Source organism: Agrobacterium tumefaciens (assembly GCF_009649785.1).
GTDB lineage: Bacteria > Pseudomonadota > Alphaproteobacteria > Rhizobiales > Rhizobiaceae > Agrobacterium > Agrobacterium tumefaciens.
On sequence record NZ_WJOK01000004.1, the window covers coordinates 24,540 to 41,618 of the forward strand.

Genomic DNA, 17,079 nt, shown 5'->3' on the forward strand with positions numbered 1-17,079 from the left:
ACGTATTGTGTGGAGACCGGGGATGACGAAACCGCTGGACAGAATTGACCGCAAGATATTGCGCGCCCTGCTGGAGAACGGCAGGTTGAGCAATGCGGAGCTTTCGGAAAAGGTGGGGTTGTCGCCCAGTCCCTGCTGGCAGCGTGTCAAGCGGCTGGAAGACGAAGGGGTCATTCGCGGCTATACCGCCATTCTCGATCAGGCCAAGCTTGGACTGAGCGAAACTGTTATCATCGAGGTGATGCTGGAGCGCCACGACGACGAGGTTCTGGAACGCTTCGGAGAGGCGATGGCCGCTCTTCCGGAGGTGCTGGAAGCCTATCTGACGACAGGCGAATATGATTATCTCATCAAGGTGGCGGTGGCAGGAACTGCAGGCTACGAGCAGTTTCTGCGCCGGAAGCTCTACAAGATCGAGGGTGTACGCCACTCCCGATCCTGTTTCGCACTTAAATGTCTCAAACACACATTATCAGTCGTACCCGATCCCGAACCACCATCAATGGAAGCGACTGGCACCGGCCGCGTGCCGGCAAGATAGCGGCAGCGGATTGCGGGTAAAAAGGTAGTAGTCGCGTCTGCGCCCCCCCTCGTTCCTCAGCTGGTGACTGAACCGACTTGAAATTGTCGTTTCCGGGCAATGGCGTGCCGCAGAAGATCGCAGATGTCCAAGGTATGCGGGAGACTCTAGCGTCTCTATTCGATCTGAACCGGAACCCTCCCCCAGCCGCCGCCGCCGGGCGTTTCCACGACGACCGTTTCTCCAGACGAAAGCGTTACCGAGCCTTTGCCGGCTAGCGGTGTCGCAATGCCGGCCGCATCGATGACCGAGTTTTGTCCCGTCGCGCCGGCGTCACCGCCATGCAGACCGTAAGGACCAGTGATCCGACGGTCGGATTGAAGCGAAACACGCGCCTCGTGATCCACCGCTGTAATGGCGCGTATCAGGCCTTCGCCGCCGGCATGGTGCCCCGTCCCGCCCGATCCCTGGCGCAGCTCATAACGTTCGATACGCAGCGGATAGCTGATTTCAAGCGCCTCGATCGGGGTGTTGAGCGTGTTCGACATATTTGCGTGCACGCCATGCATGCCTGCACCATAAGGACGGCCGCCCTGCCCCCCACCAATCGTCTCGATATAGGTATAGGGCCTTCCGCTTCGGGGATCACGTCCACCAATGCCGATCAGATTCATCGTCCCCTGACTGGCGGCAGCGATGCGATCGGGCGCGATAAGCGCAAAGGCGCGCAGTACCGTGTCTGCCACGCGTTGCGTGGTTTCAGTATTGCCCGCGCAGACGGCGGCCGGCGGCTGGGCATCGAGGAAACAGCCCTGCGGAATGTGAATTTCGACTGGACGCAACACGCCGGCATTTGGCGGAAGTGTTGCGTCGGTCAGTATCTTGATGGCGTAGAACACCGCCGAATGGGTCATCGGCTTGACCGCATTGACATTGCCACGCCGCTGCGGCGCGGTTCCTGCAAAATCGAATACCAGACGGTCGGGCGCAACATCGACGGCAACCCTGATCAGGACTTTCTCCGGGCTTGATCCATCGTCATCCAGCCAGTCTTCGGCCTCGTAGCGGCCGGGCGGCAACTCAGCGAGGCGCTTCAGCATGCGCCGCTCGGAATAGTCAAGAATGGCCGACAGGCCCTGTTTCAGCCCATCGACACCGAAACGCCCCACCATTTCCTGCAGGCGGGTCTCCCCGATCCTGAGAGCCGCCAACTGGGCATTGAGATCACCGCGCCTCTCTTCCGGCGTGCGCACATTGGCAAGCACCATGCGCATGATACCGGCCTGTTCCGCACCTCCGTCGTAAAGTAGGACTGGCGGAATGATCAGTCCCTCCTGGAATATCTCTGTTGAGCTGCCGGGCATCGAACCGGGCTCCATGCCTCCGACATCCGAATGGTGCGCGCGGCTTGCCACGTGCGCAACGAGTTCACCTGCGGCGAAAACGGGAGCTATCAACGTGATGTCGGGCAGATGCGCGCCGGCAACAAAAGGGTCGTTGACGATGACGACATCGCCTTCCTTGAGCGGTGGCAACTGTGCAAGTGTCGGCGCAACGGCCCTCAGCATGGAACCAAGATGCACCGGTACGTGCTCGGCCTGCGCGACCAGCTCCGCATTCGCGTTGAAGATTGCGCAGGATGCGTCCATGCGTTCTTTAATGTTGGGCGAAAAGGCAGTGCATTTCAGCACGACGCCCATTTCCTGCGCGGTTGCTTCCAGGGCATTTCGCAGAACTTCGAGACGGATCGGATCAAACATGGTCATTCTGCTACCTCAACGATCAGACTGCCTGATTTGTGAACCGTGAGACTGTCGGCAGGATAAAGAACGGTGGTCGAAGAAACTTCCTCGATAATGGCGGGGCCGAATACCATGTTGCCAGCCTTGAGCTTTTCGCGGGCGTAGACCGCCGCCTTATAGAAGGCGCCACGCGCGCCGGTATCGCCAGGGTCGTAATAGACCGGGCGTTCGCCGGTCAGGGCATCGTTGTCGGGCGCAGGGCCTCCGTCGTCGAGTTCGGGAAGCACCGGCGTTTTGATGCGGCCGATACCTGTGACGCCGAAGCCGGCGATCTCGATTGCGGCGTTTTCGTCAGCATGACCGAAGCGGGCCCGGTGCGCGGCGTGAAACCGGCGAGGAAGGTCCTCCCACCAACAGGGTTCGCCGGGATTCACCGTCACTGACAGTTCAAACGACTGGCCCTGATAGCGCATGTCGATGCGTATTTCCACGTCGCGCCGGTCCGGCGCGACGCCATCATGATCGAGATGGCCGTCGGCGCGGTCAGTCAGGCGCTTGATGCGCAAAGCCGCTTCAGCTTCGCCATTGGCGGCATAGGGGACGACGTGTGTTTCGACGAAATCGTGGCGCAGGTCTGAAATCAGCTGTCCCAGCGCACAGAGAATGCCAGGGGTCGGCGGCACCATTACACGCGGCATCTTGAGTTCGCGGGCTACGGGGCTGCCATGCATCGGTCCCGCACCGCCGAATGGCACAAGCGCGAAATCACGTGGATCATAACCACGTTCCACGGAAACAACGCGGATGCCCCGAACAATGTTGGCATGGGCTACGCGCAATATTCCTGCCGCCGCCTCATAGACATCAAGACCAAGTGGTTGGGCAATGACATCGTTGATGGCTTTATGGGCCCCATCCAGATCAAGTGTCATCGAACCGCCCAGACGCGATTGCGGCGAGAACCGCCCCAGCACAAGATTGGCATCGGTAACTGTCGGCAACGTTCCACCGCGACGATAGCAAACGGGGCCCGGCACCGCCTCGGCGCTCATCGGCCCCGCACGCAACGCCCCACCGTCATCAATCCAGGCAATGGAACCACCGCCCGCACCGATAGCATTGATATCGATAACCGGCAGGCGGATCGGCACGGTTTCAAGACTGGCCGAACGGGTGATTTCCGGCCGTCCAGCCCGGATGAGACTGATATCCGTGGACGTTCCACCAATATCCATGGTGATGATATCGGGAATACCTGCCAGCATAGCCACATGCGCGCTGGCGACCACACCACCGGCGGGGCCGGATAGAACGGTATGGACGGGCTTGAGGCGCGCTCCTTCGAGGCTCATCAGTCCACCGGCAGCATCCATCACCATAACCGGACGGTCGCGGCCAAGGCCCAGCCCTTCCTTCTCATCCTGCAACATACCGGAGAGCGAAGACAGATAACGGTCCATGACCGGACGAAGATAGGCATTGAGCACCGCCGTCGAGCCGCGCTCGTATTCGCGGAATTCAGCATTCACCTCGACCGAAGCGGAAATTGCCACATCTGGAAGGACTTCAGCCAGAATATCGCGCGCCCGCAACTCATGGGAGGGATTGGCGTAAGAGTGGAGAAAAAGGATGGCGACGGCCTCGACGCCAGCCGCCTTCATCGCTTCACCAGCCGCGCGCACACCGGCCTCGTCGAGCGGCTGCAACTCTTTACCTGTCGGCAGAATACGGCCCCGCGCCGTAAAACAAAGTTCGCGCGGCACCAACGGTTCAGGCTTCACCCTGGTCAGATCGAACAGCGTCGGACGGTTCTGGCGGCCGATTTCAAGGAGATCGCGAAAGCCGTGATTGGTGAGAAATGCCGTCTTTGCGCCATTGCGCTGGATCACGGCATTGGTTGCAGTTGTCATGCCATGGCCGACATACGCAACATCCGCACCGCTCGCGCCCTGCAGGCCCAGGGCGTTTCGCAGGCCTTCAAGCGTGCCGAGCGCACGGTTGACCGGCGTGGTCGATACCTTCGAGACGGTGATGGTTCTCGTCGTCTCGTCATAGGCAATGCTGTCGGTGAAAGTTCCGCCGACGTCGGATGCGACACGTATATGCGGGGTCATAACTGCCTCTTGTGTAACAGTAACGTTGTCGTTACAAAAACAGAAGCAACGGGAGCTGTAAAGAGGTGTTGGCGACAACGCTGCAAAATTCGTTCCCTGCCGAAGAGAGGACAAGACGAGACAAAGATGATATTCACCGGCCACGGAAGGACGACATGAATGAACGACAGGCCGCAGGCAACAAAGGTGAATGAAAAGCCGCCAGGATCACACGCGGCGCGCACCTCGCGCACCCGCAAGGCCATTCTTGTGGCTGCGGCAGGCGAATTCGTTGCGCACGGTCTGGAAGGTGCAAATATCGAGGCTATCGCCCATTCGGCTGGCGTTAACAAGGCACTTGTCTATCGGCATTTTTCCCGCAAGGAAGTGTTGTTCCGGCATGTGCTGGAAGACGCTTACCGGGCAATGCGCGATGCAGAGGAATCGCTGGCTATGCCTTCGGATCCGGTTGCTGCGCTCGACCGGCTTGTGGAGTTCACCTTTGACTACTACCGGAACAATCAGGGCTTCCTGACGCTTGTCGGCATCGAGAACCTGCACGGTGGCGAGAACATCCGCGAATCGGAGCCCGAAACGGTATATGCGGGAAATATTTCCCGGATGGTGGCGGGCATTCTGGAGCGTGGCGTCACAGCTGGCGTTTTTCGCCCTCAGTTGGACCCTGTCGAGTTATGGCTGTCAATCTCGAATCTGTGCTGGGCCACGGTCTCCACGGCACACACCATCCGCTTTACCTTCGGGCGGGACGTTCTTGCTGAACCGGCGCGCACCGCGCGCCTTGCCCATATCCAGGAAATGATCCGGCGTTACGCGTTGAGGCCGGACCACTTGTAGGGCAGTGCTTCAGACATCAGCGCGACGCAGCGCTGTGCCTCGTCATCCGAAACGCTGTTGGCCAGCGCAAGCAGAGAAACCCCGGTTTCGCCATAACGATTGTCACCGGGCGCGGGCGCAAACGAAAGCGTCCAGACCTCGTACCCCGCCGCCTTGCGCGTGCCGATCACATAGCCTTTTTCGAGGAACATCTCGATCTCGGCGCGGATGGTATCCGTTTCGATCTGCCATTGTTCGTAATGCGGGGCGTTGATTTCGAGGATGCGTTCGCGGGATTCCCTGTCCAGCCGTGCCATCATGCAAACCCCTGCATGGCCGATACCAAGCGGCAGACGCCCGCCCACGCCCGAAAGCAAGGGTTGGACCGGCGCCGCGCTCAGCTGGAAATCGAGGCAAACGGATTCGAAACCCGACCGCGCCATGAGAAAACTTGATATGTTTGTGCCGGCGGTGATGGAAATAAGCGCCGGACGGAAAAGATCGACCAGATCACCAATACCTGGCACGCGCTGCGCCAGCGCATAAATCGCGCTACCCAGCCTGTAGTTGCCGCGCCGACCGCTCTGCTCAACAAAACCGTAATGAGACAGTCCCGTCAGAGCCCGATGCACCGCCGATTTAGCATCACCGATCCCATCTGCGATTTCAGCAAGGCTCATGCCGCCGACACCCGCATTGCCTAGCGCCAGAAGAATTTCCGCACCGCGTTCGACATTGCTGGACGATTGCTTTGCCATGCTGTCCCCTGGGTTTCGGTGAATATATCATTCATTAAAATCCGATAATTGGAACTGGATTAGGCAATATGGCATGGGTAGTCAAGCGGGTTAAAAAATTGGAACCTCAAGCCACTCGCCCAAAAAAGACCCGGCTCCCTATGGAGGGAAACCGGGCCAGCTTGGGAAATCAGAGCCCGTAAACGGATTTGGCCGCTTCGGAGGAAATGCGTCCGTCACGGACGTCGGCTGCAATGGATGCCGGGTCGCGCATGGAGGGCTCGCCATATCCGCCGGCACCGGGCGTTACGATCTCGAGAATGTCACCCTTGAAGATGTCGCCGGCACCATTCACCAGCCGCTCGGGCGCACCGAGAATGGTAAAGGAGCCAAGACCACCTGCAAGGCCACCATCCAGACCCCAGGGGCGCGAGACGAAGCGGGAGCCACCGATGGAGACCCGGCAATCTGCTTCCGCGCGATATACGCGGCGAAGACCCATGCCACCCCTGAACTGTCCGCCACCACCGGAACCGTCGACCAATTCATAGGCAACCAGCGTTAGCGGATATTCGGTTTCAAGCGATTCCAGTGGAAGGTTGGACGTATTTGTCATGTGGACATGCACGCCGTCCAGACCATCCTTGTTATGCCGCGCCCCGAAGCCGCCACCGATAGTTTCGAGATAAACCCAGAGGCTGCCGTCCGCGCGTGTACCAGAGAAGCTCGCAACCGCGACAGATCCGTTGCAGGCGGCGGTCACGCGGTACGGAACCACCTTCGCGAGTGCGCCATGGATGAGATCGACCACACGCTGGCATGCGGCAATGCGGCCATCGACTGCGGCCGGGTGAGCGCAATTGAGCAATGTACCCTTTTTCGCCGTCACATGGATCGGCCGGGCCAGACCGGCATTTGGCAGGACGGTTGGATCAACAACGGTCTTCACCGCATAATAGACTGTGGAAAGGAGCGCGGTATAGACCACGTTCAGACCGGCGCGAACCTGCGGCGGGCTGACGAAATCAAGATGCATCTCGTCACCCTTGACTGTAATTGTCACCGAAAATTCGAGCTCGTCCCGCAGCGATTCCGCATCGAACATATCCGAAAAGCTGTAGGTGCCATCCGGAATGGAAGCGATGCCGGCGCGCATCTTGCGTTCGGCATAGTCCATCAGTTCGCGACCAGCAGCGAGAACCGTTCCGGTGGAATACTTGTCGCAGAGTTCCTTGAGGCGCGTCACGCCAAGGCGGTTCGCTGCCATCTGGGCGCGCAGGTCCGACATTCGCTCATGCGGCACCTGGCAGTTCAGGAGAAACAGCTTCTGGATGTCTTCCTGAAGAATGCCCTTTCGATAGAGGCGAACCGGGGGAATGCGCAGGCCTTCCTGATAGATGTGGGCATGGCCGCGATCTGCGAAGTCGGAATGGTGCGCTGTATTGATCGCCCAGGCGATCAACTTGCCGTCCTGGAAAATCGGCTCCGCCAGAACGATATCCGGCAGATGGGTGCCGCCACCCTCATAGGCGTCGTTGCCGATAAACACGTCGCCGGGAGCAAGACTATCCGCGCCCACATGCTCCAGAATATAGGGAATAAAGCCGATAAACGAGCCGAGATGCATCGGGATATGTTCTGCCTGGCAAAGCATTGCCCCCCTGGCGTCGAACAGTGCCGTAGAGCAATCGCGGCGTTCCTTGATATTGGTGGAATAGCTGGCACGAACGAGCGCCTCTCCCATTTCCTCGACGGTGGAGGCAAATGCGCTGCCGATGACCTCGACAGTTATCGGATTGAGTGCTGCAGCAGAGTTCTGTGCGATGGCTGCATTCGTCATCATTTTCCCTCCACGATGAGGTTGAGATAGGCATCGACCGTAGCGACATATCCAGGTGGCAGAACCGTGGTCGAATCCATCTGGTCGATAATGGCAGGACCGGCGACGACGTTACCGGGTTTCAGCAGATCGCGGTTATAGAGCGACGCTGCAGTAAAACCGCCGGCTTCGGCCATCCAGACATCACGCTTGCCGGAGATCGCAGCAGAGGAATCCTCGCCCTCCATCTCGCGGGCCTTGAACGCTGCTTTTTCGACGACGCCGCTTGCGACCAAACGATAGGTAACAAGCTGCACAGGCTCACCTTCGGCGATGAAGCCGTAGAGCTGGCGATGCGCCTGCTCGAAACGCTCCTTGACGAGGCGGAAGGTTTCCTCGGTGATCGGTCCTTCCGGCAAGGCGACTGCGATCTCGTAATTCTGGCCGGCGTAGCGGCAATCGACAGTGCGGGTGACAACGCGGGCGGCTGGTGCGATTTTCTCACGCTCGAACCAGGCATTGGCTTGAGCTGAAAGGCCATCATAAAGCGTGGAGATCGTTTCCGACGCCACCTGGTCGAGGCGATGCAGGACAGTCGCAGAGAAGTCCGTTCTCAGATCCGTCATCAAAAGGCCAAGAGCGCATAAGACGCCCGGCGTCTTCGGCACGACGATGCGCTTCATGCCCAGCTCACGGGCCAGACGCACGGCATGCACCGGACCCGCTCCGCCGAAGGCGACCAGCGCGTAGTCACGCGGATCATGGCCACGCTGGACGGAAATCACGCGAATGGCCTTGGCCATGTTGGCCGTCACGATGTCGAGAATGCCGTTCGCGGTTTCCAGAACGCCCATATCGAGCTTTTCCGCAAGCCGTTCGACGGCCTTTACCGACAGCGAACGGTCAATCTTCATTCGGCCGTTGAGCAGATATTCCGGGTTCTGTGTCTGAAGTACGACATTGGCGTCAGTGACCGTCGGCTCGTCATTGCCAAGGCCGTAGCAGGCCGGACCAGGATTGGCGCCTGCAGAACGTGGACCAACTTTCAGGTGATTGCCGGAATCGATATAGGCGATCGAGCCACCACCGGCCCCGACCGTGTGTATATCGAGCATCGGAGCCTTGATCGGATAACCGTGGACCACCGACTCGTTCACCACTCGGCACTGACCATCAGCAAGCAGTGCAACGTCAGAGCTGGTACCGCCCATGTCAAACGTGATGAGGTTGTCGATGCCGGTCATCCGACCAACCGCCTGGGCAGCGACAACACCGGTCGAGGGACCGGACAGAACCGTGCGTACCGGCATTTCGGCAGCAGCATCAAAGCCGATAACGCCGCCATTCGACTGGGTGAGCTGCGGCGCAACCGTGATGCCGAGATCGGTGAGCTTGCCGGACAGCGCTTTCACATAACCCTGCATGACGGGGCCAAGATAGGCATTGACGACCGTGGTCGACAATCGCTCGAACTCACGGAATTCCGGCGCGATACGGTGTGACAGCGAATGGAAGGCTTCAGGAAACTCATCTTCCAGAATGCGGGCCGCGATCTTCTCATGCTCGGCGTGCATGAAAGAATACAGGAAATTGACTGCGACCGCCTTTACGCCATCGGCCTTCAGAGCCCGCACCGCTTCGCGCAATGCAGTCTCGTCCAGTGGTGTTTCAACAGTGCCAGTGGCCAAAACACGCTCTTCAATACCGAAGCGCAGGTGACGCTCGACCAGAAGTTCAGGCTTATCTGCCTGGAGATCATAGAGGTCCGGGCGTTTCTGACGGCCGATTTCCAGCAGATCGCGGAAACCACCGGTCGTCAGAAGCCCTGTTTTTGCGCCACGACCCTGAATGAGCGCGTTTGTGGCAACCGTTGTACCGTGACCGACATAAGAAACGTCCTCGGCCTTGATGCCTACGCGCTCGATGCCATCGGCCACACCCTGCGTGATCCCGCGCGAAGGGTCATCCGGTGTTGATGAAACCTTCCAGATCACCACCTCGCCCGTCTCATCCTCAAACAGACAAACGTCGGTAAAAGTACCACCGGAATCCACGCCAATCCGCCATGCCATGGCTCGCTCCTTCTTCTGGATGTCATAAGGCAACGCCTCATCTGGAGGTCGTGCGACACTGCCTTGATTGCATGCGCCGCCCGCTGCGAAAGCCAAGCCTTCGGCCCCGGAGAAACGGCTGCCGGGCAATCCGGGCCAGTTGTTCAGACCCTATGATCGGCTTCATTCCCTTGTCAATCTCAATTCCATTATTACGATCAGAATATTTATTGTATTCCTATAATTAGATTATAAGACAAAATTACGCCGGAGGTTAAAAAATTCGGGTTCTTATTCCGTTATTTGACACAAAGATTTTCCAATGAATTAATTAATGGAATTTCGCTTGACACCCGGAAAAGGCTCTCTTTATTGTTTTCGATATCGACGGGACCAGATCACGCCCACCGGGACCGACACTTTTCCGGAAAGGTGGCGCGCCGAAATCGTCCACGCCGGCTGGCAAGCATGTATCAACACATAATGGGGAACTAACCATGATACTCGATCGCCGTACCCTTCTGAAATTGACCGCCGCTTCAGGTGCCGCATTTGCCATCGGAGCGTCCAGATCCTTTGCGCAGGCCTCTTCCGACACATTGCGCATCGGCCTTTCCACCTATCCCGCTCATCTGAAACCGTGGGTGAATGTCGGCTATGCCGGCCAACTCGTTTCTTCGCTGATCAACCGTTTCCTCATGGCCTACACGCCAGAAGGCAAACTTGTGGGTGAACTGGCCGAAAGCTTCGACAGAGACGGCGACCGCGCCTGGGTGATCAAGCTGAAGGATGTTAAATTCTCCGACGGCCAGCCCGTCACGTCGGCCGACATCGAATGGAATATCGAGAAGATCAAGGCGGAGGGCTCCGGCGCCTATACCCGTGATGCGATGCTCGAAGTCGAGAAGGTCGAGATTGTCGATGACCGCACCTTCAAGCTCCTGACGAAATCACCGAACGCGGCGCTGCCGGCGCTCTTCGCCAACCCCTTCCTGCAGATTATCGCCAAGGGTTCGACCGACAAACAAGACCATGGCATAGGCGCAGGCCCGTTCACGCTGGCCAATGCAGAAAAGGGCGTAGGCCTCGATTTCGAAGCCTCCCCGCATTATTTCAAGGACGGCTTGCCGCATTTCAAGAAGGTTCGTGTCACCGCCTACGCCGACGAAAACCTACGTGTTGCAGCGATCACTGCGGGCGATGTCGATGTGATCGATTACGTTCCGTGGAGCGCAATGGACCAGCTCGACAAGGACGCCAGTGTTGCGCTTGAGACAGCTGCCACAGGCGCTTTCATGTTCCTGTCGTTCAACGGAGCTGGTGCATTCAAGGACCAGCGCCTGCGGCGCGCCGTTTCCCTCGCCATTCGCCGCGAAGAGATCGTCAAGGGCGTGTTCTTCGGTCGTGGCGCAGTGCTCGAAGGCGTGCCGCGCTCGTCCGCGACGCCGTTCTACAACGCCGAACTCGCCAAGGGGCAGAGCTACGACCCCGACCGCGCCAAGGCGCTCATTAAGGAGGCCGGTGCAGAAGGTGTGACCGTCAATTTGCTCTCGACCGCACAGTACGGCATGCACCGCGATACCGCCGTCATCGTCCAGGGCCATCTGGCTGAAGTCGGCATCAACGTGACACTGACGATGCCCGACTGGTCCACCCGCGTTACCATGGGTAACCGTGGCCAGGGCGATTTCGCCATTCAGGGTCTCGGCCTCGACACCTTCGATCCGGATGCGACAAGCGCCCTTATTGACCCGACGCTGTCGCCGACCTTCTTCCGCTCACGCAATTTCGAGGTTCCAGGCCTGACCGAGCTGCTTGCCAAGGGCCGTGCGGAGTTCGACCTGGAAAAGCGCAAGGCGATATATGCCGAAGTCGACAAGCTCGTCATCGAATACACGCCTTTTTGCGGTCTTTCCTACCGCGCCACCGGCTTTGCCCACCTGAAGCGCGTCAACAATTTCCATATGCTTCCGGACCAGATTTCTCCCTTCTCCGGTCGCCTTTTCGACGAGCTTTCGCTGTCGTAACATCTGGAATTAGCCCGGTCGGCACTCGCCTGTCCGGGCACCCGTTTCTCATCTTCCGTGCGGAAGAGGCCTGAAAGGCAAGTATTTTCAGGCTGACGTTGCACGGCTGACTGCCGGAGGGTCTTCATGTTCTGGTTCCTGCAGCGAATTGCCATTTCTCTGGCGCTGCTCTGGGTCGTTACCAGCCTCGTCTTTCTTTCCATTTATATGGTGCCAGGCGATCCGGCTGAACTGCTGCTTTCAGGAGAAGGTTCGACGCCTGACGCGGCTTCGGTTGCGCAGTTGCGCAACGATCTGGGCCTCGACCGGCCGATACTGACGCAATATGTCGATCGGATGTCCGGCCTCATTCGCTTTGATCTCGGCAACTCGATGATCGACGGTTCACCGGTCGCACCCGAAATTGCCAAACGCCTGCCGCGTACACTTGAGCTGATCGCAGCCGCCGCGATCCTCAGTTTGATCATCGGCTTACCGGTCGGCGTTGTCGCAGCCTTGCGACAGGGCGGCAGTTTCGATCGCGTTTCGAATTTTCTTGCCGGTTTTGCCCAGGGCATCCCCGTTTTCGTCGCCGGTACGTTGATAATTCTGGTCTTTGCCCAGATGTGGAAGCTGGTGCCAGCCGGTGGATACGTCAATATTTCAGACGACCCCGGCAAGCATCTGATCCTGCTGGCAATGCCCGCCTTCGCCATCGCGCTCGGTCTTGCGGCGATCGTCGTGCGCATCGCGCGTGCCTCAGTGCTCGATGTTCTGCCGCTGGATTATGTCCGAACCGCACGCGCCAAGGGTCTGCCGCAACGGCGCATAATTGCCCGCCACGTGCTGCGCAACGCGCTGATGCCGGTCATCACGGTCTTCGCGCTCAATCTTGGCGGCCTGTTCGGCGGCACGGTACTGGTGGAATATGTCTTCAACTGGCCAGGCTTGTCCGGCATGCTGGTCAGCGCCGTCAATTCCCGTGACTACCCCACAGTTACTGCGGTCATCCTGGTCATTTCGGCCCTGTTCATCACGCTCAACCTCATCGTCGATATTGTCTACGGTGTCACCGATCCGAGGATTCGCAAATGACGCGCTCGCTTCGTCTCGTCTGGCCGCTGCTGCTCGCTCTCATCGCACTGATATGCCTGCTTGCTCCAGTACTGCCCCTGTCAGATCCTCTGAAGATGACCATGGGTCAGCGGTTCGCCGGGCCTTCTTCAGCTTTCCCGCTCGGGCAGGATGAAATGGGCCGCGACATTCTCTCCCGTTTGGTCTTCGGCATCCGTATCTCGCTGTTTATCGCCCTCTCGACCTCCATCCTTTCGGGCGTCATCGGTACCGCATTCGGCATTATCGGCGGTTACATGCGAGGTTTTCCGGAAATCCTGACGCTCAGGGCCATGGATGTCGTGCTCTGTTTCCCCCCGCTGCTCCTCGCCATGCTCGCCGTAACCCTTTATGGGCCAGGCCCCATGACACTGATCCCCGTGCTTGCCGCAGTGTTCGTTCCCGGCTTCACCCGCATCGCCTATGCCAGCGTGCTTACCGTTCGCTCGCAGGATTATGTCGAGGCGGTACAGGCCATGGGTGCCAGTAACATCCGCATCATGTTGAAAACCATTTTACCCAACATCATGGGACCTCTTCTGGTTCAGGCCAGCTTCGTCACGGCGGCGGCGGTTGTGCTTGAATCGGGCCTGTCCTTCCTTGGTCTCGGCGTCGTCCCTCCCTCGCCCTCACTCGGGCTGATGATCGGAACCGGCCGGGCGGCCATCGCTCATCAGCCCATGCTGCTTGTCTGGCCCTGTCTGGCGCTGGTCGTGATGATCCTCGTGCTCAACGGGGTCTGCGATCTGCTGCGCGACTGGCTCGACCCGCGTTCGGCGGCAGGAGCCGTCCTTGCGGGCGGCGGCAAGAGCGGCGTATGAAACAGGAAAAAGTGACAATGACCGAAACCACGCCTCATCCTGTCCTCTCCATCCGCAATCTCAAGGTCTCATTCCTGCGCGACGGCACGTTCAACCCGGTGGTTCGCGAGCTGAACCTAGACATCCGTGCCGGGGAAACACTTGCGATTGTTGGAGAAAGCGGTTCCGGCAAGAGTGTTACGGCACTGTCCGTGATGCAGCTTCTGCCGGAAAAGACAAGCCGCATCGAAGGCTCGATCAAGCTCGACAATGAAGAGCTGATCGGCGCTTCCCCTGCTCGCATGCGTGAAATCCGTGGCAACCGGGTGGCGATGATTTTTCAGGAACCGATGACGAGCCTCAATCCGGTACTGACCGTCGGGGAACAGATCGCGGAAGCCCTGATTGCCCATAACGGTATTTCGAAAAGCGTGGCACGGACGGAAACTTTGAAACTGATGGAGAAAGTGCGGATTCCCTCCTCTGCCAAACGTATCGACGATTACCCGCACCAGTTTTCCGGAGGCATGCGCCAGCGCGTGATGATTGCGATAGCACTTGCCTGTCGCCCCGCCCTTCTGATTGCCGACGAACCGACGACGGCGCTTGACGTCACCATTCAGGCGCAGATCCTCGACCTCATCAAAACCCTGCAGGAAGAGGAAGGCACCGCTGTGCTTTTCATCACCCATGATATGGGTGTCGTCGCTGAAATCGCCGACCGTACGCTGGTGATGTATCGTGGCGACCAGATTGAGACCGGCACGACATCAGAAGTCTTTGCCAGCCCGCAAAAGCCCTATACGCGCGCCCTGCTTTCCGCCGTGCCGCACCTCGGTTCGGCCGGCGAAGATGGCCCCAGTCCTTTCCCGATTATCGACATGGAAACAGGACAGGCACTGCCACAGAAGAAGCGGCCCGACACCATCGACGCGGCGAGTGGCAAGCTTCTCGAGGTCAGGAACCTGTCGGCGCGGTTCGAGATGCGATCCGCCTTCACCCGGATGGTGCACTCGCGCGTGCATGCGGTCGAGAATGTCAGCTTTTCGCTGTCGCGGGGTGAAACACTTGCGCTGGTAGGTGAATCGGGCTGCGGAAAATCGACCACTGGCCGCTTGCTGGCCGGGCTTAACCGGCCGCATTCCGGCTCAATCCATATCCACGGCGCGGATGTTGGCTCCTTCACCAGATCGGACCTGTCCCGTCAAGTTCAGATGATTTTTCAGGACCCATTCGCCAGCCTCAATCCCCGCCTGACGGTTGAAAACGCCATCGCGGAGCCTCTTTTGATCCATGGGTTGGAAACGCCCCGAAATGCCCGAAAGCTTGCGCGTGATCTGCTTGGCGAAGTCGGTCTGGTTGGCGCTATGGCGAGCCGTTATCCGCATGAGTTTTCCGGCGGGCAACGCCAGCGCATTTGCATCGCAAGAGCGCTGGCGCTCCAACCCGAACTCATCATTGCCGATGAGGCGGTTTCGGCACTCGACGTTTCAGTCAAGGCTCAGGTGGTAAACTTGTTACTGGACCTTCAGGAACGACTGAAACTCGGCCTGCTGTTCATTTCCCACGACATGGCAGTTGTCGAGCGCATGAGCCATCGCATAGCTGTAATGTATCTCGGCGAAATCGTTGAGACAGGACCGCGCGAAGCTGTTTTCTCCAATCCGCAACATCCCTATACCCGGCGCTTGCTATCGGCCGTGCCGCTGCCAGATCCCTCACGCAGGCATATGCGGCGCAAATTCGCTGATACAGAGTTGCGCAGCCCAATCCGGCCGAAAACCTTCACGCCGCCAAACCGCGAATATCGCGAAGTTACACCCGGCCACATGGTTCAGGTGTGGAATGAAGAGTGGGCCTGATCTGGCCCTGGGCGTCCGTATCAGCCTGGACGACCTGACGGGAAACCTGGCCGTTTTCCGAGCCGTAAGATGTCTGCGGGATGACCGGCGCGGCAAGTATCAGCCCGCCTGTAGCACGTCTCGCAGAAGCGGGACCGCGCACCGGGCGCCCTCTCTTGATCTTAAAAATCTTGCCGCAAATTCTCCAGCGAGCGGTGCAGTCGCCCGAAACGCTCCAGGCGGAACGGCGCAGGATCGACGCATGGCTTGGAGCCTGTCACCAGATCAGCCGTCAGCGCTCCGGCACCGGGGCCGATACCGAACCCATGGCCGGAAAATCCGACGGCCAGATAAAGGCCGGGAATGGCACTAGCAGCAGAGATCACCGGAACGGCATCCGGCGTGACATCCATGAGGCCGCCCCAGGTGGCCGTGATGCGGGCATTTGCAAATGCCGGGAAGGACTTGGACAACTTGTCGATACCTTGGGAAATGAGCTTTGATGACGGAACCGGATCGAGAACGCGGATCTGCTCGAACGGCGTCACAGCGTCACTTTTCCATTGGCGGGGCATCGCCATTTCCCGCAGGAACTGCCCGCCTGTCCGAAAGCGTAATGCCCGCCAGTTTTTAACGAGCGACGGCAGGTAGTCGGCGAACAGACGGAAGCTATCCGGAGTGACGGGCGCGATATCCGCGTTGCGCTGCGCTACCGTAAAGCCGCCATCATAACGGCGACGGAAGGCGAAATCGTTACCGCCCACCGGCATATCCGTCATGCCATCAACACCCGACAGACGCGCGACGCTGCCCAGGATTTTGAGGATCGGAATATCAATTCCCATATTGCCCGCAAAAAGCCTGGACCACGCGCCACCCGCCAGCACGACGGAAGAGCAGCGGATTTCGCCATGTTCCGTCACCACACTGCTTACCTTCCCGGCGGAGCGTTCGATTGACCGGACCGCACAGCCCGTGAGGATATGGGCACCCTTTGCGGCAGCACCGCGTGCCATGGCGGGAACCGCCATGAACGGTTCGGCCTTGCAATCGCTCGGAGTGTGCATCACGGCCTTGAACTGCCTGCCCATGCCCGGCACCAGCGCGTGCATTGCCTCACCGCGCACAATGCGCGAGTCGAGACCCACTGCGGCGGCATGTTGGAGCCACTCCTCGTAAAAGGCGACGTCAGCGTCCGTCTCGCACAGATAGGCAATGCCGCACTGGCGCAACCCGGTTTCGGCGCCGACCCGCTCGTTCATGCCTCTCCAGAGCCTCAAGCTTTCCATGGAAAGCGGCAACTCGGCCGGATCACGCCCCATCTGGCGCACCCAGCCCCAGTTCCGGGACGATTGCTCACTAGCGATCAGCCCCTTTTCACAGACGGCAACGCTGATGCCACGCTCGACCAGAGACAACGCTGTCGATACGCCAATGATGCCGCCACCGATAACCACGACATCCACGTGCGCAGGCAGGGTCTTCGACGGCAAGACGGCATCAGGAATTATTCTGGACATTTT

12 protein-coding genes are annotated in these 17,079 nt (G+C 59.1%); 6 read left to right on the top strand and 6 right to left on the bottom strand.

All coding sequences use genetic code 11. The features are described 5' to 3' along the window. Positions 1-22 precede the first annotated feature (22 nt). The gene (locus GH784_RS05445; protein ID WP_038493488.1) at positions 23-541 is read left to right on the top strand and encodes an Lrp/AsnC family transcriptional regulator; all 519 of its coding nucleotides are present in this window, start codon (positions 23-25) and stop codon (positions 539-541) included. A 155-nt stretch (positions 542-696) separates the two neighbouring features. Here GH784_RS05445 and GH784_RS05450 read toward each other — a convergent pair whose 3' ends face one another. Then, entirely contained in the window at positions 697-2,286 is a 1,590-nt protein-coding gene (locus tag GH784_RS05450; RefSeq protein WP_065705470.1) for a hydantoinase B/oxoprolinase family protein, read from the bottom strand. Beyond that, positions 2,283-4,376 (bottom strand): hydantoinase/oxoprolinase family protein, encoded by a 2,094-nt coding sequence (locus GH784_RS05455; RefSeq protein ID WP_153793247.1) that lies wholly within the window; start codon positions 4,374-4,376, stop codon positions 2,283-2,285. Before GH784_RS05455 ends, GH784_RS05450 begins: the two co-directional genes overlap by 4 nt. Positions 4,377-4,535: 159 nt before the next feature. On the opposite strand from GH784_RS05455, the gene GH784_RS05460 reads away from it, so the two are divergent. Beyond that, positions 4,536-5,210 carry a TetR/AcrR family transcriptional regulator gene (locus GH784_RS05460; protein ID WP_065705466.1) on the top strand — a complete coding sequence of 225 codons (675 nt, stop codon included), beginning with the start codon at positions 4,536-4,538 and terminating at the stop codon, positions 5,208-5,210. Here GH784_RS05460 and GH784_RS05465 read toward each other — a convergent pair. From GH784_RS05465 to GH784_RS05475, 3 genes are all read right to left on the bottom strand, one after another. Then, on the bottom strand, positions 5,183-5,947 hold the full coding sequence (locus tag GH784_RS05465; RefSeq protein ID WP_013761249.1) for an IclR family transcriptional regulator: 765 nt from the start codon (positions 5,945-5,947) through the stop codon (positions 5,183-5,185). The two genes, GH784_RS05460 and GH784_RS05465, sit on opposite strands and share 28 nt — an antisense overlap. 169 nt (positions 5,948-6,116) lie before the next feature. Beyond that, a complete protein-coding gene (locus tag GH784_RS05470; protein ID WP_246670444.1) occupies positions 6,117-7,769 on the bottom strand; it encodes a hydantoinase B/oxoprolinase family protein in 1,653 nt (550 codons plus the stop codon). After that, entirely contained in the window at positions 7,766-9,817 is a 2,052-nt protein-coding gene (locus GH784_RS05475) for a hydantoinase/oxoprolinase family protein (protein ID WP_065705462.1), read from the bottom strand. Before GH784_RS05475 ends, GH784_RS05470 begins: the two co-directional genes overlap by 4 nt. Positions 9,818-10,293: 476 nt before the next feature. On the opposite strand from GH784_RS05475, the gene GH784_RS05480 reads away from it, so the two are divergent. The 4 genes from GH784_RS05480 (at position 10,294) to GH784_RS27785 (ending at position 15,577) form a co-directional block, all read left to right on the top strand. Next, positions 10,294-11,823 carry an ABC transporter substrate-binding protein gene (locus GH784_RS05480; protein WP_038493503.1) on the top strand — a complete coding sequence of 510 codons (1,530 nt, stop codon included), beginning with the start codon at positions 10,294-10,296 and terminating at the stop codon, positions 11,821-11,823. A gap of 126 nt (positions 11,824-11,949) precedes the next feature. After that, complete coding sequence (locus GH784_RS05485) at positions 11,950-12,897, top strand: ABC transporter permease (protein WP_013761253.1); 948 nt, start codon at positions 11,950-11,952, stop codon at positions 12,895-12,897. Then, the gene (locus GH784_RS05490) at positions 12,894-13,736 is read left to right on the top strand and encodes an ABC transporter permease (protein ID WP_035199211.1); all 843 of its coding nucleotides are present in this window, start codon (positions 12,894-12,896) and stop codon (positions 13,734-13,736) included. The genes GH784_RS05485 and GH784_RS05490 overlap by 4 nt, the downstream gene beginning before the upstream one ends. 17 nt (positions 13,737-13,753) lie before the next feature. Continuing rightward, positions 13,754-15,577: an ABC transporter ATP-binding protein gene (locus GH784_RS27785; protein WP_153793248.1), complete on the top strand. Its 1,824-nt coding sequence runs from the start codon at positions 13,754-13,756 to the stop codon at positions 15,575-15,577. 161 nt (positions 15,578-15,738) lie between these two features. Here the strand turns inward: GH784_RS27785 and GH784_RS05500 are convergent, their stop codons facing one another. Then, positions 15,739-17,076, bottom strand: coding sequence for an NAD(P)/FAD-dependent oxidoreductase (locus GH784_RS05500; protein WP_065705460.1), 1,338 nt, complete (start codon positions 17,074-17,076; stop codon positions 15,739-15,741). Positions 17,077-17,079 lie beyond the last annotated feature (3 nt).